15 protein-coding genes are annotated in these 18,992 nt (G+C 54.0%); 8 read left to right on the forward strand and 7 right to left on the reverse strand.

What is annotated here, in order from left to right; genetic code table 11:
* The first annotated feature begins 303 nt into the window (after positions 1-303).
* On the forward strand, positions 304-786 hold the full coding sequence (locus E1757_RS35000) for an SRPBCC family protein (RefSeq protein ID WP_133237027.1): 483 nt from the start codon (positions 304-306) through the stop codon (positions 784-786).
* A gap of 422 nt (positions 787-1,208) precedes the next feature.
* On the opposite strand, the gene E1757_RS35005 is transcribed toward E1757_RS35000, so the two are convergent.
* Together E1757_RS35005 and E1757_RS35010 are read right to left on the reverse strand one after the other, a co-directional pair.
* Positions 1,209-2,243: an anthranilate phosphoribosyltransferase gene (locus tag E1757_RS35005; protein ID WP_133237029.1), complete on the reverse strand. Its 1,035-nt coding sequence runs from the start codon at positions 2,241-2,243 to the stop codon at positions 1,209-1,211.
* Positions 2,240-2,881: an ANTAR domain-containing response regulator gene (locus tag E1757_RS35010; protein ID WP_133237031.1), complete on the reverse strand. Its 642-nt coding sequence runs from the start codon at positions 2,879-2,881 to the stop codon at positions 2,240-2,242. The genes E1757_RS35005 and E1757_RS35010 overlap by 4 nt, the downstream gene beginning before the upstream one ends.
* 447 nt (positions 2,882-3,328) lie before the next feature.
* Here E1757_RS35010 and E1757_RS35015 point away from each other — a divergent pair, with 447 nt between their 5' ends.
* The 4 genes from E1757_RS35015 to E1757_RS35030 are packed head-to-tail and all read left to right on the forward strand — an operon-like array spanning position 3,329 to position 9,614.
* Positions 3,329-4,561 (forward strand): nitrate/nitrite transporter, encoded by a 1,233-nt coding sequence (locus E1757_RS35015; RefSeq protein WP_133237055.1) that lies wholly within the window; start codon positions 3,329-3,331, stop codon positions 4,559-4,561.
* Between the two features lie 49 nt (positions 4,562-4,610).
* Entirely contained in the window at positions 4,611-7,034 is a 2,424-nt protein-coding gene (gene nirB, locus E1757_RS35020) for a nitrite reductase large subunit NirB (protein WP_133237033.1), read from the forward strand.
* A gap of 36 nt (positions 7,035-7,070) precedes the next feature.
* Entirely contained in the window at positions 7,071-7,424 is a 354-nt protein-coding gene (nirD, locus tag E1757_RS35025) for a nitrite reductase small subunit NirD (RefSeq protein WP_133237035.1), read from the forward strand.
* A 39-nt stretch (positions 7,425-7,463) separates the two neighbouring features.
* Positions 7,464-9,614 (forward strand): molybdopterin oxidoreductase family protein, encoded by a 2,151-nt coding sequence (locus E1757_RS35030; protein WP_133237037.1) that lies wholly within the window; start codon positions 7,464-7,466, stop codon positions 9,612-9,614.
* A gap of 171 nt (positions 9,615-9,785) precedes the next feature.
* Here the strand turns inward: E1757_RS35030 and E1757_RS35035 are convergent, their stop codons facing one another.
* Together E1757_RS35035 and E1757_RS35040 are read right to left on the reverse strand one after the other, a co-directional pair.
* Positions 9,786-10,880 (reverse strand): glycoside hydrolase family 172 protein, encoded by a 1,095-nt coding sequence (locus E1757_RS35035; protein ID WP_133237039.1) that lies wholly within the window; start codon positions 10,878-10,880, stop codon positions 9,786-9,788.
* Positions 10,881-11,051: 171 nt separating this feature from the next.
* The gene (locus tag E1757_RS35040) at positions 11,052-12,038 is read right to left on the reverse strand and encodes a zinc-dependent alcohol dehydrogenase family protein (protein WP_181956734.1); all 987 of its coding nucleotides are present in this window, start codon (positions 12,036-12,038) and stop codon (positions 11,052-11,054) included.
* Between the two features lie 237 nt (positions 12,039-12,275).
* Here E1757_RS35040 and E1757_RS35045 point away from each other — a divergent pair, with 237 nt between their 5' ends.
* Positions 12,276-13,355, forward strand: a complete 1,080-nt coding sequence (locus E1757_RS35045; protein ID WP_133237043.1) for a LacI family DNA-binding transcriptional regulator — start codon at positions 12,276-12,278, stop codon at positions 13,353-13,355.
* 444 nt (positions 13,356-13,799) lie between these two features.
* Here E1757_RS35045 and E1757_RS35050 read toward each other — a convergent pair whose 3' ends face one another.
* Both E1757_RS35050 and E1757_RS35055 read right to left on the reverse strand, forming a co-directional pair.
* Positions 13,800-13,988 carry a hypothetical protein gene (locus E1757_RS35050; RefSeq protein ID WP_133237045.1) on the reverse strand — a complete coding sequence of 63 codons (189 nt, stop codon included), beginning with the start codon at positions 13,986-13,988 and terminating at the stop codon, positions 13,800-13,802.
* 331 nt (positions 13,989-14,319) lie between these two features.
* Positions 14,320-15,207 carry a helix-turn-helix domain-containing protein gene (locus E1757_RS35055; RefSeq protein ID WP_133237047.1) on the reverse strand — a complete coding sequence of 296 codons (888 nt, stop codon included), beginning with the start codon at positions 15,205-15,207 and terminating at the stop codon, positions 14,320-14,322.
* A 227-nt stretch (positions 15,208-15,434) separates the two neighbouring features.
* Between E1757_RS35055 and E1757_RS35060 the strand changes: the two genes are divergently transcribed.
* Both E1757_RS35060 and E1757_RS35065 read left to right on the forward strand, forming a co-directional pair.
* The gene (locus tag E1757_RS35060; RefSeq protein ID WP_133237049.1) at positions 15,435-17,099 is read left to right on the forward strand and encodes an alpha-amylase family protein; all 1,665 of its coding nucleotides are present in this window, start codon (positions 15,435-15,437) and stop codon (positions 17,097-17,099) included.
* 33 nt (positions 17,100-17,132) lie between these two features.
* On the forward strand, positions 17,133-18,407 hold the full coding sequence (locus E1757_RS35065) for an ABC transporter substrate-binding protein (protein ID WP_133237051.1): 1,275 nt from the start codon (positions 17,133-17,135) through the stop codon (positions 18,405-18,407).
* Positions 18,408-18,680: 273 nt separating this feature from the next.
* Here the strand turns inward: E1757_RS35065 and E1757_RS35070 are convergent.
* On the reverse strand, positions 18,681-18,992 hold a 312-nt coding region (locus E1757_RS35070), incomplete at its 5' end, for a transposase (protein WP_133237053.1).

The raw sequence follows: 18,992 nt of genomic DNA on the forward strand, positions 1-18,992 counted from the left end.
CCCGAAGCTGCTATCTTCGGGCATGGGTTGCCGGAGGGAACAGCCAGCGGGTAAGAAGTGCCGCACGAGTGCCAGGGAAACAGACTTATGAAGTAGTTGAACTACAGGAGGAAAAAGAATTTCCCCGAATGACCCTAAGATTCATTGTCTGGAAGCATCACGAAAAGTCCAGTCCCAATTTAAGATTTTCATTTATTTTTCAAAGATCAAATTGGAAATTTTGAAGGCGGCCGCCAGTACCCTAGGGTACTGGAAATTAGCCCAACAACAACCTTCAAGAAATACTATACGAGGAGGATTGACATGTTGGCAGTACTGCAAAAAGTTGATCATGGCTATACCGCCCGGTATGAGCGCCGTCTGAATGCTTCCGTTGACCAGGTATGGTCCATGCTGACGGATAACGACCAGTTGGCCAAATGGTTTGCCGAGCTGAGGGTCGGCGAGCTGCGCGATGGCGGATTTATGAAGTTTGATATGCAGAACGGTACGTTTGAGAAGTTGGACATTACCGAGCTGCGCCTGCAATCCGTGCTGGAATATACATGGGGCGAAGACCTCGTCCGATTCGAGCTGTACCCGGAGACTGCCGGCAGCCGCTTGGTTCTGGTTGAAACGATAAATAAAATGACGGACCATACGCCCAAAGATTTGGCCGGCTGGGATGTATGTCTGGACGTCGTCGAAGCACTGCTGTCCGGCAGGAAGATCGAGGCGCGGGAGGACTTGTGGAAAGCAAAGTACGAGGAGTATGTACAAGCCGTCGGGCAAGTGATCCGAGCATAGTTCGCGGATACGCCCGACACAAGGATAAACGGTTTCACCGTGGACGGGTGCGTTTGTGAAAAGGTCAGAAATGCGGTTTATAGAGGCTGTCCCAAAGGTCATTTTGGGATTTTCAGCCCCCGCCATGATATGAATTTGCATGTAAAAAGCCGCTTCTATCCCCACTTATATAGTGGTGTTGGAAGCGGCTTTCATATTTTCGGGACAGACTCACCGGTTGATACCCTTATGGAACAGCCCCTTTTATCATATCTGGAAGCACATAGAAGCGCCGGTCAGGCCATGCCAATCGAGCCATACCGATCAACCCGGCAAATCAATCCTCTCGGCGGAAATTGAAAAGCGGGAACCAGGGTCATTGTCGCTCCGGGACAATCCAAGCATCACGGGAGCAGCTATCGCTGAAACCGGCGGCGTTTTGTTCAACACGGCTTGGAAACCGGCTTCACCGCTTCGCTCCATGTTTGGTACACATTCCACGCCTCTCCGCTGTCTATGGCGTAGCGCGCCATATAAATGCCCTCCTCTATGGAGCCGGCCTTTTGGCCGACCCATAACCGTACGCCGCTGTTCAGCAGCACCATGTTCAGGTAGGGCAGCTCGGCTTCCCCGCGAAGGACGGCCAGCGCCGTCTGAGCCTGCAGCTTCGCCGACCACGGCTGCTCGGGCACGTCGACCATAAGCTCGTAGAGCTCCGGGTCGACAATAAACAGCTCGCTCGCGCCTTCCCGAATCAGGTAGGTGCGCGTGCGCTTATCGACCGCCAAATCTTCCGAGCCCTCCATCCCCTGCGCCACAATGGCGCGGGTTACACCCAGCTCGAGCAGCAGGGCGGTCATTTTTTCAAAGACGGTACCATGGAATACCCCCATGGCCATGAATGGCGCTGACGAGAAGCGCAGCAGCTTCTCGGCCGTGTTGAACACCGTGCGCAGCCCGAGCTCCCGGCGTAAGCCGCGCAGCCTGCCGAGCGGCGGGCACCACGCCTCGGTCGGCGCGAACAGGAAGCCGGTGCGTTCGGCGGCGGCAAGCAGCGCTTCCCGCGGAGCTTCCAGCACCGGAATGTCCAGCGCTCCCAGCACGTCCGGCAGCGTGACGCCCCACTTCGGCGGCAGGCTCGGGCTGCCGTGCAGCGTTGCCGGCAAACCGCAGGCCGCCAGCACGAAAGCTGTCGGCAGCGTCGCCATGAACGTGCGGATGCGGCCGTCGTAGGGACCCGCGCAATCGAAGCCGCCCGCAGCCGGAGACAGCGCGCTGCCCGCCCGCAGCACATCAATGAATGCGCGAAGCTCCTCCACGGATTCCATCTTGATCCGCTCCGCCACCAAAAAAGCACCGATCTGTACCTGAGTCGCGGTTCCGTTAATAATATGATTCGCCGCCTGCAGCGCTTCTTCATACGTTAAATCCCGGGCGCCCCGTTTGCCCCGTCCTACTTCCTTGAGCAGTTCAATCATCGCCTTCGCCCTCCTTTGTTTTCCTCCTGCAGCAATTGATACACCTTGACGATCGAAGTGGCTATATCGACCACCCGTTTGCGTTCGTTCATCGCCTGCTTCCGCAAAAAATCATACGCCTCCGCTTCCGTGATCCGCTTGACCTCGCTCAAAATGCGCTTCGCCTGGTCGACCCACTTCCGCTCCTCCAGACGCGACAGCAGCTGCTCGCGCTCCTGCTCCCATTCGGTCCGCCGGAAGTAATGATTGACGCCAAGCAGCAGCGCACAATGTATTTCCAGCTCACTCATCGCGGTGCCCAGCATGCCGTCGATTCCGGCGTCCATCCTGCATTCGCGACTCGGAAACGAGTGCGAATCACACCACCATAGAATCGGCAAGCTCCGCAGCGCCAACACACGTTTGCGCCACGACTCGACCTGCTCCGGCGGGACATACAGCAGAGCGGCGTCCGCTTTCGGTACGAGCAGCGCAAGCTCCTTGGCCGAAGAACCGGTATAAACGCGAAATCCCATGTTCAGGAGCGTCGCCTCAGGCACCGATTCGGACCTGGCGGTATGCGAAGCTGCACGATGAGCAGCCGGCGGCGAACAGCCGGCATTTTCGAATTCGTTGATGAGTAAAAAAGATTGCAGCATAGCACTAATACCCCCATCAAGTATTCTCTCCACTTTTTTAACAGATGGTGTTATATTATGTATCACATACTATAACATATGGCTTTCGGGTATGTCGATACACCGTTATTTTTAATTGTTTTATAAATTTTATGTTATGTTTATTGACACATCAATGCCTCCATACTATAATAACGCTATGAACCAAAACGGTTCACCCGACACAACGATGTGTCATTCCTTTAGCTGAATACAGATGAAGCGAGAATGCTTGCATTCACACGAATAGCGTTCATGCCTTCCGCGATTCATGCTTGACCAGCTAGTCAACTGAAAGTTTATCATGCTGCCGACCACAGCTTCGTGGCTGGCCGTGGCAATGAGGCCGATTGATATTCCGCAATATTGCGGTTATTTATCGGCCTCTTTTTATTTGCGAATTATAAATAAAAAGGAGAGAGAAACATGGTGGATCGGAAAGGTTTTTTACAAAGCGGGCACAAAGGCACTTTATTCAGCTCCTTCCTGTATTTTGACATGAGCTTTATGGTTTGGGTGCTGCTGGGACCGCTCGCGGTCATTATTTCCGGCGAATTTCAGCTGGATGCCGCGCAAAAGGCGAATCTCGTCGCCCTTCCGACGCTCGGCGGATCTGTGCTGCGCCTCGTGCTGGGCTATATGACGGATAAAATAGGCCCAAAGAGAACAGGCCAAATCGGTCTTGTGCTTACCTTGATTCCGCTGCTTTACGGATGGCTATTCGCCAGTACGATGGGCGATATGTACTTCGTCGCGCTGATGCTAGGCATCGCCGGCGCCAGCTTCGCCGCAGCCATCCCGCTCGCCAGCAGCTGGTATCCTCCGCAGTATCAAGGCTTGGCGACGGGAATCGCCGGTGCAGGCAACAGCGGGACGATCTTTGCCACGCTGTTCGCCAACCGGATCGCCGAGCATTACGGCTCATGGCATGCCGTCTTCGGCCTTGCTCTGATCCCGATCGTTCTGACTTTGATCGTATTTACGTTCCTTGCCAAGGAAAGCCCGAACCGGCCAGCTCCCAAATCACTGACGGATTATGCCAATGTATTGAAGCATAAGGACGCCTGGCTGTTTTGTCTGTTTTACAGCGTGACCTTCGGAGGCTTCGTCGGCTTATCGACCTATTTGACGATTTTCTTCAATACCCAGTACGGCTTATCGCCTGTCAGAGCTGCGGATTTTACTACCTTATGCGTGATCGGCGGCAGCTTCTTCCGCCCGGTGGGCGGCTGGCTTGCCGACAAGCTCGGCGGCATCCGCATGCTGATGGTGCTGTACGGGATCGTAGCGCTGCTCATGGCCGGCATATCGACGCTCCCTTCATTGGCATTAACGACCTCCATGCTGTTCGTTGCGATGATGTGCCTTGGAATGGGTAACGGCTCCGTATTTCAGCTCGTTCCGCAGCGGTTCCGCGGGGAAATCGGCATCATGACGGGCATTGTCGGAGCTGCCGGCGGCCTAGGCGGCTACTTCCTGCCCAAAATTCTCGGCAACCTCAAGCTTTCCTCCGGTTCCTTCACGCCAGGCTTTTTAATTCTTAGCGGCATTGCCGCAGCCTGCATCCTGATCATCGCGGTTGTGCAAGCGGAATGGAAGCGCACCTGGATCGGCGACGGCGGAAAAGTAAGCAGTACACAGCTTGACACGCTCCATTCCTAGACAGCCGTTTATCGGCCAGCCCTCTATCAAGACAGAAAGGATGATTCTTATGGCAAACAAGCAAAAATTGATTCTAATCGGCAACGGCATGGCGGGCGTCAACACAATTGAACATTTGTTGAAGCTGGCTCCCGACCAATATGAAATTACGATTTTCGGCAGCGAGCCCTACCCTAACTATAACCGCATTCTGCTCTCTTCCGTATTGTCAGGCGATTCCAGCGTAAACGATATCGTGATTCATCCTTATGAATGGTACGAAGCCAATCAAATTACGCTGCATACAGGACACACCATCACATCCATCGATACGGCTGCCCGGATCGTCACCAGCGATCAGGGCCTCACCGCAGCTTACGACAAGCTGGTATTGGCTACAGGCTCCAATCCTTTTATGCTCCCTTTGCCCGGAGCCGACAAAGAAGGCGTTATGGCCTACCGGACGATTCGGGATTGCGAATTGATGATGGAAGCCGCGCGCACCTATAAAAAAGCGATTGTTATCGGCGGCGGTCTTCTCGGTCTCGAAGCGGCGCGCGGGTTTATCGAGCTCGGCATGAAGGTGGACGTCGTTCACATCGTCGACACGATCATGGAGAGACAGCTCGACCGGACGGCCTCGCTCATGCTGCAGGAGGCGCTGGAGACGCAGGGGATGAATTTTCTGCTCGGCAAGCAGTCGGCGGAAATCGTCGGCGGCAAGCGGGTCAGCGGACTGAAGTTTAAAGACGGCACGATTGCCGAAGCGGATCTGATCGTCATGGCCGTAGGCATCCGTCCGAATGTGGAGCTTGCCAAGCAAGCCGGACTTGAGGTGAATCCGGGCATCGTCGTAAACGACTACCTGGAAACGAGTATACCCGGCATTTATGCCGTCGGCGAATGCGCCATGCACCGGGGCGTAGCTTACGGGCTCGTCGCCCCGCTGTACGAGCAGGGAGCCGTACTGGCGAAACATTTGGCGGGCGTGGAGACCGCTCCGTATGAAGGCTCCGTTGTCTATACGAAGCTGAAAGTATCCGGCGTGGACGTATTCTCGGGCGGCCAGTTCGTGGAAACGGCCGATACGAAGACGATCCGCGTACAGGACGATTTCTCGGGCATTTATAAAAAAGTGGTGATCCGCGACAACAAAATCGTCGGCGCCGTCCTTTTCGGCGATACGACGGACAGCACGCGGCTGATGCAGATGATCCGCAGCGGCACCGATATTTCGGGGCTTGAGAAAACGGCCATTCTGCGCGACGGAGCCGAACAGTCCGCCGGCGGCGTGTCCGCCGTCGCCGCGATGAGCGACGATTCGATCATATGCGGCTGCAATGGCGTCAGCAAAGGGACGATTTGTTCGGCCATTCGCGAGCAAGGCTTGTCGACCGTAGAGGAAGTGAAAAATTGCACGACGGCTTCCCGCTCCTGCGGAGGCTGCAAGCCGCTCGTCAGCGAGCTGCTCGCTTATACGCTCGGCGATTCCTTCGACAAGACGGCCGTCAAGGAAACAATGTGCGGCTGTACCGATCTGTCCCGCGACGAAATCGTGGCCGCTATTCGCGACAAGCGGCTGAGCCATGTCCGCGAGGTCATGCACGTACTCGGCTGGAATAACGAGGAGGGCTGCTCCAAATGCCGCCCCGCCCTGAACTATTACCTTGCCATGGTGCACCCGCAATCCTATAAGGACGACAGCACCTCCCGCTTCGTCAACGAACGGATGCACGCAAATATTCAGAAGGACGGCACCTTCTCCGTCGTCCCCCGCATGTACGGCGGCGTGACGAATCCCGCCGAGCTCAAGCGGATCGCCGAGGTGGCCGAAAAATACAACGTGCCGACCGTCAAGCTGACGGGCGGTCAGCGGATCGACCTGTTGGGCGTGAAAAAGGAAGATTTGACCCGCATGTGGGAGGAGCTCGACATGCCTTCCGGCTATGCGTACGGCAAAGCGCTGCGGACCGTCAAAACATGCGTCGGCGCCGATTACTGCCGGTTCGGCACAGCGGATTCGATGGGCATGGGGATCCGGCTGGAGAAACGGTTTGAGCGGTTGAATACGCCGGCCAAGGTGAAAATGGCCGTTTCCGGCTGCCCCCGCAACTGCGCGGAATCGGTCATCAAAGATCTTGGCATCGTCGCCATTGACGGCGGCTGGGAACTGTATGCCGGAGGCAACGGAGGCGTAAAGGTCCGCGCCGGCGATCTGCTGGTTACGGTCAAGACCGAGGAAGAGGTTATCGAATATGCGGAAGCTTACCTGCAGCATTACCGGGAAACCGGAAATTACGGCGAACGCACCAGCGAATGGGTGAAGCGTGTCGGCATCGAACAGATCCGCGGCATCGTGGAAAATGCGGAACACCGGCAGGAGCTTTGCGAACGAATGGATATCGCGTTGTCCGTCACGAAGGATCCTTGGAAGGAAGCGATCGAAAGCGCCAAAATTCAAAAAGACTTATACGAGGTCGTCGAGATCAACTAAGCACAAAATTATTCATACCCGTGAGGAGGAATCAGCATGGAAGCATTCACCAAGCAAAAATCCGTTTGGATACGGACCGTTTCCTATGAGGAGCTGGCCGTAAATACCGGGAAAACGATCCGCTATAGAGGCGAAGAAGTAGCCTTGTTCAAGCTCGGCAGCGGCAAGCTGCAGGCGATTCAAAATCGCTGCCCGCACAAGGACGGCGTCATGGCGGAAGGGATTGTGTGCGGGGAACATGTGTTCTGTCCGCTGCACGACCGTAAAATTCATCTTCCCTCCGGAATAGTGCAAGCGCCGGATACGGGCTGCGTCAAGACGTACGCAACGAAGGTCGAAGACGGCCAGGTTTATATCGAATTTCCAGGCGCCGATGAGCTTGCTTGCTAAAGTGATCCAGTAGACAGCCCGATAGGAGTGTGAGGATTCATGGCGTCGCCAGCGGCACCTTCAGCAGCTTCAACAGAGACGGCGGGCTCCTCACATTGCTGCTTTTGCAGCATGCAGTGCGGAATGGAGCTTGTCCCGAGCGATAAAACATCAGTCGGCCTTGCAATCAAGCCAAGCCCCAGCTTTCCGGTCGCAACAGGCAGGCTCTGCCAAAAAGGGCTGAACGCGCTCGACCATGTCGTTCATCCGGAACGAATTACCGAGCCCAGAATGAAAACGGGAAGCGGAGCGGAATTGCTGACGGAGGCATGGAAGCCCGCAGCCTGGAACGAGGCATATTCCAGTATCGCCGGCCGGCTTCGCGATATCGGCACGCGCCATGGCAAGCACGCGATAGCCGTGTATGGAGGAGGGTCGCTGACGAACGAGGTATGTTATTTGCTCGGCAAATTCGGACGCGTCGCCCTCGGTACCCGATATATCGATTACAACGGCAGATACTGCATGTCCTCTGCGGCCGCCGCCGGCAATCAGGCCTTTGGCCTCGATCGAGGCATGACGATGCCGCTGTCGGACATACGCAGCGCCCGCTATATTATACTAGCCGGAACGAATATTGCGGAATGCCAGCCGACAATGATGCCTTATTTGCTCGACGCCAAAAAAAACGGCGCGACGATCGTGACGATCGACCCGCGCAATACGATGACCTCGAAAGTCGCGGATATTCATGTCCGGCTGCAGCCCGGCTTTGATTCCGTCCTCGTGAACGGACTGCTGAACGTCATCCTCGCCGAACGGCTGTATGCGGACGATTTTATCCGCGAGCGTACGGTCGGGTTCGAGCGGCTGGAGGAAGCGGTCAAACCGTTCACACCGGACCGGGTTGAGGAAATATCGGGCGTTCTGGCCGGCGTCGTCCGTACGATCGCGCGCGGCTTCGCCAAAGCGGAAACCGGGATCGTGCTTACGGCGCGAGGGCTGGAACAGCAGATCAACGGCGTGGAAAATACGCTGAACTATATCAATTTGTCGCTGGTGACCGGCAAAATCGGCCGCCCGGGCTGCGGCTACGGAGCCGTAACCGGCCAGGCGAACGGACAAGGCGGCCGCGAACACGGGCAAAAGGCCGATCAGCTGCCCGGCTACCGGCTGCTCGAAAACGCCGCCGACCGCGAATACGTCGCCAACGTATGGGGCATCGACCCGGCCGAGCTGCCGGGCAAAGGCGTCTCCGCCTACGAAATGCTGCAAAAAATCGACGAGGGCGAAATTAAAGCGATGATCGTGCTCGGCTCGAATCCGGTTGTGTCCAGCCCCAACAGCAGCTGGATCGGAAAGGCGCTGCAAAAGCTGGAGCTGCTCGTCGTTGTCGACATGTTCGAGACTGAAACCGCAGCTTACGCCCATTGGCTGCTTCCGGGTTCCTCCTTCCTCGAGGGGGAAGGAACGCTGACCAACCTGGAGGGGCGCGTTTTTCACCGCAGCCAATCGTTGGAGCTGCCGGGGCGGTGCAAGCACGACTACCGCATCATCTGCGAGCTGGCAGACGCGCTCGGGCGAGGAGACTACTTTCAATACGAAGGCATTGAAGACGTATTTCTTGAGCTGGCGCGGGCGACGGCAGGAGCCAAAGCCGACTATAGCGGCATAACCTATAAGCGGCTGCAAGAGGAAAACGGGCTGTTCTGGCCATGCCCGTCCGACGACCATCCCGGAACGCCGCTGCTGTTCCGGGACAGGTTCCATCATGCCGACGGCAAAGCGCGGTTGTTCGGCATCACGCCAAACATGCCGGCCGAGCCGGTCGACCGGGATTTTCCCTACGTGCTGACTACCGGCCGCGTGTCCAGCCATTATTTGAGCGGAGCTCAAACCCGCCGCACGGAAGGTCTGAATAAAAAGGCGCCTGTTCCGGTGGCGGAAATTCATCCTTGGCTGGCTGGACAAATCGGCCTGACCGTCAACGGCCGCATCCGGCTCACGAGCCGCAGGGGATCGCTTGTCTGCGACGCGAAGGTCACGGAGGGCATCCACCCCCGGACCGTATTCGTGCCCTTTCATTGGGGCGGGCAGCTGTCCATCAATCGCCTGACCAACGATGCGCTCGATCCGGTAAGCCGGATGCCGGAATTTAAAATTTGCGCGATCCGGGTAGAGCCCGAGCCGAAGCCGGCGGAAGCATATTAATAGGAAGCGTCTCGTCTCTATATCCACATCAAACCGCTGTACATTGTTTTCCAAACTATAAGCGAAAAGCATAGCTCCGGCGCGCACTTCTGTTTGCCGGGGCTATGCTTTTATTATAACGGCATTCGGTCGGCCTTGCGGCTTGACCTTATATAGCCGCTTCTAAAAATGTCAAACATTTTCCAGAAAATCCCGATCAGCCATCGGCGGATGCGGAATATGCGGTTCCGTCTGATACCAATACGCAACGGAAGCGATATCGTCCTGAAGCGGCAAATATTTGCGTCCCTCCTGCGTCTTGTTTCTCCAGCCCAACGCCTGGATCGTAATTCGTAAGTCCTGCTCGAATCGAATCGGATCCATAATATGCCACCGGTACATGCCGAAACGCTGTTGGCTGCGGTAAAGCCCGTCCGGCTTCAAAACCTGGGGCAGCCCGGAAAACGGCGAATGAAACGGCGCGTACTGGCCTATCGGCTGTTCGAAGTTCCACGCCCCGCCGAAATAATCTTCCGTACCCGTGCCGCAAATAGTCGGAAATTCCCGGTCCCCGTCCATATAAAACTTGATTTCCCCCTCGCCCCACCAGCCGCTGTTGTTGACGCCCCAGGCGATGTAGGTGCCGACGTAATGCCCGTGTCCTTGAATATGATCGGCGAGCGTATGCACATCCTTATAGGCAAGCGGATTGCTTCTGTGCCAATGGGCGTGGAAATATCCGGCATCCGCGGGAACGGCCGTTAACGTATAATCGAACTGGTAGTACAGCACGGCCCTGTCGTCCCCCACATTTTCCAGAGTAACCCGTGCGGATTTACGGAACGGCATTTCCCAATACGAGTTGAAGCCGCCCGCAGGGTTGACGGCGACCGGTATCGAATGCACATTGCACCGCTCGTTCCAGCCGTTGCAGAAGAAGTCGCCGTACGGCGTCTGAATCGACGGCTCCGCTTCGCCGTCCCAATACACGCGGAAGATCAGATTGCGCCAATGCTGGGGATGCGTCGTCATCCAAATATGCTGAATGACGCCGGGACCTTCGATCTCGGCAAGCGTAACCGTCGTCTTCGGTTCGACATGAATGGACGGCGATACTTTCCAGCCTATGCCCAGGTCCGACGCCTGGTATTTCCCCGTACCTTCCGCGGCCATGCCGCCTTTTCCCTTTTCACCCGTAAAGTTTTCGGCACTGATGGAGCGCGTTTTGGCATTGGACAGTCTGGACAGATTGCCCAGGCCCAATCCCATTCCATTGAATTCATACATGGCTTCTTACCTCCAATAAAGATAATAAGATGATGGCTCTCCGCGGAGCATAGACGAGGGTTGCGTCGGACTGTCATGAACTGTCAGTACGGAACGGGGCCGGTACTCCACAGCCTCCTCAGCGGGCAAACTTGCGTCCGGATCCCCTTCTCAGCCGTACTGCATCCCGTCCTATTCGAGCGTAATCTGGACTTTGTACTCGTCCTTGTCTTTAGGCTGGCGGAAATAATCCGGCGCATCCTCCAAAGCAATCACTTTGGAAACGAGCGGCTGCAGGCGAAACCGGCCGCTGCACAGCCAGCGGAAAGCCGGAATAAACGTATGGTTAATCGCCATCGATCCTAAAATCGTCCAGTCCTCGTTGTACAGCCGGAACGGGTCGAGCGTAACCCTGGAGCCGGGAGGGACGACGCCGAACTGCAAATATTTGGCTGTCCTGCCCATGCAGCCGAACGCCCGCTCAGCCACCTGCGGGATGCCCGTCGCCTCGACGACCACATCGAAGGCTTCCTCCCGCAGCTCGTCGAACAAGATGCCGCGTGTGGCTCCATGCTCCCTGGCCAGCTGCAGCTTGCGCTCGCTCAGATCGACGACGGCAAGTTCCGACGCGCCTGAATGCGCGAGCGCTTGCACGAGCTGCTGCCCCATCGCACCGGCGCCGAATACGACGACTCTGCTGCCGCTCTGCAGCTGCAGCCGGTTCATTGCATGCACGACGCAGGCCAACGGCTCTGCGAAAGCTCCTTCTTCCATTGTAACGGCATCCGGCAAAACCATGACATTGCCGGCAGGCACGGCAACATATTCCGCCATCGCCCCGTGCACCGTATTGCCGAGCGCCCCCCAGGAAACGCATTGATTTCCTCGATTGGTCATACAATACTCGCAGGTCCCGCAAAACAGCGAAGGATCTGCGGTTACCCTGTCGCCGGGCTTTAGATGAACGACGCCTTCTCCTAATTCGTGGACAATCCCGCTGAATTCATGCCCCGGTATAATCGGGTAGGGCGATATAAACTCGCCGTGGAAAATATGATGATCCGTACCGCAAATGCCAACCCGTCGAACCCGGATCGTCACTTCCCCCGGTCCCGGCTTCGGGTAAGGCATCTCCTGAATCGAAGCCTGGCCGGGCCGCTCAAAAACAAGCGCTTTCATGATCTTCACCTCGGTAATCTATAATTGGATGATTAAGCTGCCGTTATAACTTTAACGATAAAGTAATTGTAATCGATAACCCGTCCGCTGGCAACCTTTTACATCCAATGTATTCACCCTTTTTCCTAAGTATTAATTAAAAACTCGACATTGCTTTATCCGGTTTTGCAGCCTATAATAACTTTAACGTTAAAGTCCCCTGCGCAAAATCGAACAAGGCAAGGAGCACGAAGCTTTATGAAGAAACGGGTTACGCTCGAACATATAGCCCAAGCCGTCGGCGTATCCAAAATGGCCGTTTCGCTCGCCATGAGGGGAGACCGGTCCATCGGCCGGGAAACGGCCGAAAAAATTAAAGCCACAGCCCGGGAAATGGGCTACGTCCCTAACCGGATGGCGCAAAATTTGGTCAAAGGCAAATCCCATACGATCGCATTGTTAATTTCCGCGCCTCTCCATGACGATTATCAGAACCAAATTATAAGCGGAGCGGTTCCGTATGCGATGAAACGCGGCTATACCTTGTTCGTCGCGCCGATGAGCCACCATGAAATGGAAGGCGCCTACATCGAGAAATACAACCATATGATGGTCGACGGTTTTCTGGCATTCCATTCCTTGAACAGCGTCAATTACCGGAAGCTGAAGCAGGAAGGCGTTCCGTTCGTTCTATATACGAAATATTTTCACGATCTCGACTGCGATTATGTGGTCGGCGACGACTTTCAGGGGGGCTTCCGGATGACCCGCCACCTCATCGGTCTCGGCCATACGAACATCGGCTTCGTCTACGACGGCAGGCTCAGGCAGTCTTCCGAAATAGCGGAGCGCATTCGCGGATTTCGCCATGCTTTAAAGAAGAGCGGTATTCCCTATTCGGACGATCTGCTGCTGCCGTTTGAACTGCACTACCATGCGGAGGAAATGACGGCTGCTCATCTGCTGCGGACGAACCCGGAATTTACGGAGCGGATGAGCTTGGCGTCCCGGCCTACCGCCTTGTTCGTCTGCAACGATATTACCGCCTCCTCGGTCTATCTCGCCTTGAAGCGGCTTGGCCTGAACATCCCCGAAGACGTCTCGGTCGGCGGCTACGAGGGGGTTTATTTGGGCTCGATTATGGACCCTGAATTGACTACCGTCGCTACGCCGATTGCCGATATGGGCAGGAAAGCGTGCGAGCTCCTGATCGACAAAATCGAAGGTAAGGTCGCCCCCAACGAAACCGTTCATATCAAGCTGGAGCCGCAGCTCGTCATCCGCCACTCCACGGCCACCTTCGGATCAAGGACGCCGAATCGGATTCCTTTCCCGTAAAGAGCAGTACCAGCGCATCTTTGTGATGCTTTACATGGAGGGGCGGGTATGATAGGCTCATTGGCCTATGGCGATGAATTGAACAACGTAAACTGGACGCGATCTCATAGTCAATTTCGAAGCGGGCGGGGCACCAAGGTGACGGTGACGGTTAAGATGCTTTGAGCCATCGGCAAAGGAGCTGCTGCTATATAGTCAGAGGCACGATGAATGAAAAAACGCGTCTCTCATTGTGCGCCTCACTACGGCACGTGATGAGACGCTGCCTAATAGCGTCAATTTGCATACATTTCCAATCATGCAGGGCGGTACGCTATTCATGTAATGGTGGCGCCTTAGCGTCAAATGAATATTGGAAATTTGTGCACGGGGAATGGGAACCACAGAGCCGGGCATATTCCGTATCGCTGCTGGGTGGAGTCGCATCGCTGCGATGGAGTTTTGTTACTTGGCGGAGTACTGCTTCTTCCTGTATTCCTTGATCTTCGAACGGATATGGAACGTACCGGCGATAGCCAAAATAAAAATAATGTTCCGGTCGATTATGGAAAACTCGCCGTCGTTGATCCACAGCAAAATCGTAATCAAGCCGATCCAAATATTGATGCAAATATATTCAAGCAATATGATCATTGCGCTTCATTCCCTTTTTCTCAAATTCATCACTATATTTTAGTATACACAAAATTGTTTCCACCGTGCAATTCTTGGGACAATCCGTTTATGAAAATATTTGACCCCATACGCAAAAGAAGAGCTTCATGAGCAGGCCATCGCTGATCATGAAGCTCTCTCTTTGCTTGCTTGAAAAAGCTTGCTCAGCAGAAGCATGGAGCTTTTTCCGGATGAACCAACTTATGCATAATTGAGGTGAGATTTACGTCCCATTTTCTCGGCATTTTACGAAGTTCGATACCAGCCACAGCAGCGCTTTCTCCAAGCTATCCCATACTTCACGACACGGTTAATCGGAAATATCCCAACGTTTGGTTGTCAGCGCCCTATACTTTGAACGGAACATCCGGGGTCCCATTTTTTCATATTCCTTAAAACATTTCGTAAAGTAAGAAACATTAGGGAACCCGACCTCCTCGGCGATGGCCGATATATGGAAGTCCGTATTGATCAGCATCATTTTCGATTGTTCCAAACGGTAATGCTTTAAATAATCGAGCGGCGTGCAGTAAAAAACCTGCTTCATGCAGCGCGATATATAGGTGGGATTATAGTTGATGTCCCGCCCCATCTTTTCATAATCGATCTGTTCTTTATAATTTTGGCGCAAATAGAGCGCGGCCTTTTCAGCTATGACGCCGGGTGCCGATTGGGAACGGGACTCCTCCATTTCCATCAGCTGCTGCAGCAGGTCCTGAAAAATCGACTGTTCTTTCCAACGGGCAAGGCTGCTTGGCTGATCCATCATGATCATCAGATTTTTAAGCAGCGTGAACGTTCTTTCGGGAAAAGGCAGCCGGCAGTACTTCGGTACGTGCAAGTTGAACCGATTCTGGCGCAAGGTGGAACGCTCGAACGGATCCGTTTGAAAATGCTGCGGCGCGGCAACTTGACGCCAGTGCTCGGCGTTGAAATGCAGCCAATAAAAATGGGTCACTTCGTCGCAGCCCTCGACCGAGAAATGATGGCCGTCCGGACACAAAACGAGCGCCTCGTTTCGGGAGACTTTCCAGGCAGCGCCGTCTTCGGAGATATGCAGGCTCCCCCGCGAAACGAAAAGGATGTCGAAAACGCCGATATTTCTACGATTCGGATGCCGCTCGCCGGGAAGATAAGTGACTTCGCCGACATTCAAATAATGCGGAATCGGAGGAACGGAAAATTGCAAATAGCTCATATCTTTGCTCCCTGCCTAATGTAAAAAGTTTACAAAATATATGCGTGAAATTCCATCCTTTTGAATTGGTTTCAACCGCTTTCTCTTATCTTAACATGAAATGGAAAGGTTCGGATTGTGTTATTTTTGGTTGGGTTATTTGATACAGTTTATTGTCTATGTCCTTTAAACTATAAATGAAGTTCGAACTTCACAGACAAAATAAACCTTCAAGGGAGTGGAACGCTTTGCAAGCATACAGCTACGATATGAGAGACCCTGTTTATGAAATTGCGGGAATGAGCATCAGTATTCATATCATCACAGTCGAAAACATATACGGCTTACGTCCGGAGTCAGTCACGCTGCATCACTCACATAACCGCTGGACGCTCGATTGCTCCAAGCTGGCTTGGGCAGGGAGGCAGCGTTCGGCCGAAGGCTGGTTTTCACTTGTCGCAGAGCGCAACGGCAAAGGGCAAATCGAAATTCGAATGGAGGCGGAAGCGCAGCATAAAATCAAATCGATTAAGCTGATGATACGAGGTTTGGAGCCGTTAACCGTATTCGACTATAACTTCCGTACCGAGCTAAGCGTCGATTTGGGAGAGGACAAGCTGCAGGTGCCAGGCCAAGTATTCTTCTACCCGTATAATGCGCTGAAGTATACGAACAACCTGAAAGCGCCGATTCTGTTTACCCGTGATAAAAGCAGCTCCCGCCTTACCGGCTTCAGGTCGGATGACTCCAAAGTACGCGGCAAGCGGTTTGTCGTCGCTCCCGAGCTGTCCGGCGCGTTTAAGGACAAGTACACGGTCGAACTTATTCACGAGGCAAATGCTACGGAATTTGACAAGCGCATCACCATACCGTCCTGGATTATTCAGGAGGGGGCCGATCCGGATGCATTCTATGAAGACTATTTGACGTTCGCCGAGTCGGAGAACGGTATCGGCCTGGTGCCATGGGAGAAAAGAACCGATTTCCCCGCTTGGTTGAAGGACGTGGCCTTGTCGCTTACCATTCACGGTATGCACTGGAGCGGCTACATTTTTAACAAGTATGAGCAAATGCTCGACATTATTCAGTATGCGGCCGAACGTATTGACGGCAAACACATTCTGGTCTATTTGCCGGGCTGGGAAGGCAGATATTACTGGCAATACGGGGACTACCGGCCGGAGCCGATGCTGGGCGGGGAAGAAGGCTTCCTTCGTCTTTGCGAGGAAACCCGCAAGCTGGGCGTGCATTTAATGCCGATGTTCGGAGCCAACTGCGTCAATATGTGGTTTCACAATTTTTCGGAGTACGGCCCCAATTCGTTTATGAAATCGCCGGCGCGCACCCGGTACCATATCCCGGAGCCGGATTGGGACTTAAGCCGGGGGCATGATAACGGCTGGCAAGCTTTCGTCAACACCGGCGCGCCTTCATGGCGTAAAGAGCTGGTCGGACAAATCACCGAGCTGGCCGACAAATATCCTTTTGACAGCGTATTCCTCGATCTCGTGCACCACTGGGTGAACGACCCTGACCACGATGTATTTGAAGGGATGCGCCTGCTCAAGAACGATATCAACACCAAACGGCCCGATTTGCTCGTCGTCGGCGAAAACTGGTATGATGGACTCCTGTCGATTTTTCCGCTATTCCAGGTCAGGCCGTTCTTGCAGCAGCCTGCATGGGTCGGCCGATATGCCCGTACAGTAGCGCATTTATTGGAAGCGGAACCATCACGCGGAAGCACGGGCGTACATGAAAGAGGCTTCGCGCCCTATTCAAGACGGCCCATATCCAAAGAATATATCCCCACGGTTTCGTTCGTTGACGGCACTCTGGAGCATGCCAAGGAGGAAATCGATCGCGTGATTCAGGACGCACATCAGTACAAGAAACAATTTCTTAAACCTTAATGGGCACCAATCTAAAACGATGGAGGAAAGTCTATGAAACGAATTCGTAGAATGGTCAGTTCGATAACGGTGTTAGGCTTGCTTTTGACGTCTGCGGCTTGCGGCGGCCCGCAGGAGCCGGGCACAAGCGGAGGCAGCGGCGAGAAAAAAGCGGTTGAGGTGTGGGTGCGGGATAATGTGGCCAAATTGCTGGAAACGCCGGTTAAACAGTTTAACGACAGCCATCCGAACATTCAGGTCAAAATGACTTCCGTACCGGCCGCTTCGTTCTCGGAGCAATTCGCTACCGCCGTCGCGTCCAAAAATTTGCCCGATGTCGTCTCGATCGACCTTGTATTGGCTCCATACTTTGCCTCGGTAGGGGCGTTTAAGGACATCACCGCCTCTTACGGCCAACTGGCTTATAAAGATCAATTGAATGCGAATATGGTCAACATGGGCAAATACAACGGCAAACAGTATGCGCTTCCATTGAGCGCCGACGTATCGGCTTTGATCTATAACAAGGATCATTTCAAAGACGCCGGACTCGATCCGGAAAAACCGCCTGTTACATGGAAAGAACTGCGGGAATATGCCAAGAAGCTAACTACGAACGACCGCTTCGGATTTGTTTACTCGGCGAGCGTTCCGGGTACGCTCATGTTCACCTTCCTCCCGTTCCTGTGGGGTAACGGAGGCAGCATTACAAGCGACGACGGCAAGCAGGTGCTGATCGACAAGCCGGAATCTGTCGAAGCTCTCAAATTTATGAGCGATTTGACCAACGAGGACAAGGCGGTTCCGGCCGGTTCGCCGACCTATGGCGGACAGCAGGCATACGATGCCTTTACGTCGGGCAAGGCCAGTATGATCGTTTACGGCAACTTTAAAGTATCCGACCTGAACCTGAATTTTCCGAAGATCAACTACGGTGTCGCTTTAATCCCGAAAAACGAAGGAAAGCAGCATTCTTCCTTTGCCGGCGGCGATCTGGTTGCGCTTACTGCAACCACCAAGCAGGAAAAAGAAGCGTGGGAATTTGTCAATTATTTGTTGTCCAAAGACGTACAGGTGGAATTTTTCGCCAAAAACGGGACCATTCCGGTACGCTCCGACTTCTTCGATAATACGTACTTCCAAAAGGAGCCCAGATTCAAAGTGTTTACCGAGGCATTGAAGGTGGCCAAAACGCCGTATTCCACCAAGCATAATGAAATATTGCGAGTATGGACGTCAACACAGGATGCGCTGCAGGGCAAGAAAAGCGCGGAGGAAGTTTTTAAAAATCAATCGGTCGAAATTAAAAAGCTTGTAGACTCGAAATAACCGCAAAAATCCGGTTGGGGCCGCCTGCTGTCGCGGTGCCTGTTAGCCATCAAGGAAACAGGCACCGGAGGCCTGCCCGCGTAACCGGCAAAGGTTTTCTAATAAGTCCAGCGGTATGATGTCAAGTCCCTGATTCAATCGAATTGGAAATTTTCTTGGCCGTAAAGTAGATCAGTCAGGAAAAATGGACGCATCAAATCAGACCCAGCCTAAAATCCGATTTTTTACCAGAATTTTACTGGGAATCCATGAAGGACTTTGACAAAGGAGGCGTTATCCCTTCGCKTTGTTCACCTTCCTCCGTGGCGTATAAAGTTGGTCGTTGCGTAGCAGCACATCGACCAGACGCACAAGTTTTCTTGCCGTTAAGACGAGGGCGCGTTTGTGTTGGTGCTTGGGAACTTCCTTATACTTCTTCCGGTAATACTCGCCGAATTCTTCATCGCAGTTTTTCACCGAGTTGGCAGCTTCAACCAGGTAATAGCGAAGGAATCGGTTGCCGGATTTAATGCGTTTTGTATCCTCAGCCTCAAAGGGGCCAGACTGGTGTCTACGCCATGTGAGGCCTGCATACTTGGCCACAGC

The sequence above is a fragment of the Paenibacillus piri genome (genome assembly GCF_004354045.1).
In the GTDB taxonomy this organism is placed as follows: Bacteria; Bacillota; Bacilli; order Paenibacillales; family NBRC-103111; genus Paenibacillus_S; species Paenibacillus_S piri.

Bases quoted from the DNA above. Each gene is read 5' to 3' on its own strand.
- E1757_RS35000 (WP_133237027.1), top strand. From the start codon at position 304: ATGTTGGCAGTACTGCAAAAAGTTGATCATGGCTATACCGCCCGGTAT.
- E1757_RS35005 (WP_133237029.1), bottom strand. From the start codon at position 2,243: ATGATTGAACTGCTCAAGGAAGTAGGACGGGGCAAACGGGGCGCCCGG.
- E1757_RS35010 (WP_133237031.1), bottom strand. From the start codon at position 2,881: ATGCTGCAATCTTTTTTACTCATCAACGAATTCGAAAATGCCGGCTGT.
- nirB (WP_133237033.1), top strand. From the start codon at position 4,611: ATGGCAAACAAGCAAAAATTGATTCTAATCGGCAACGGCATGGCGGGC.
- nirD (WP_133237035.1), top strand. From the start codon at position 7,071: ATGGAAGCATTCACCAAGCAAAAATCCGTTTGGATACGGACCGTTTCC.
- E1757_RS35030 (WP_133237037.1), top strand. From the start codon at position 7,464: ATGGCGTCGCCAGCGGCACCTTCAGCAGCTTCAACAGAGACGGCGGGC.
- E1757_RS35035 (WP_133237039.1), bottom strand. From the start codon at position 10,880: ATGTATGAATTCAATGGAATGGGATTGGGCCTGGGCAATCTGTCCAGA.
- E1757_RS35040 (WP_181956734.1), bottom strand. From the start codon at position 12,038: ATGAAAGCGCTTGTTTTTGAGCGGCCCGGCCAGGCTTCGATTCAGGAG.
- E1757_RS35045 (WP_133237043.1), top strand. From the start codon at position 12,276: ATGAAGAAACGGGTTACGCTCGAACATATAGCCCAAGCCGTCGGCGTA.
- E1757_RS35050 (WP_133237045.1), bottom strand. From the start codon at position 13,988: ATGATCATATTGCTTGAATATATTTGCATCAATATTTGGATCGGCTTG.
- E1757_RS35055 (WP_133237047.1), bottom strand. From the start codon at position 15,207: ATGAGCTATTTGCAATTTTCCGTTCCTCCGATTCCGCATTATTTGAAT.
- E1757_RS35065 (WP_133237051.1), top strand. From the start codon at position 17,133: ATGAAACGAATTCGTAGAATGGTCAGTTCGATAACGGTGTTAGGCTTG.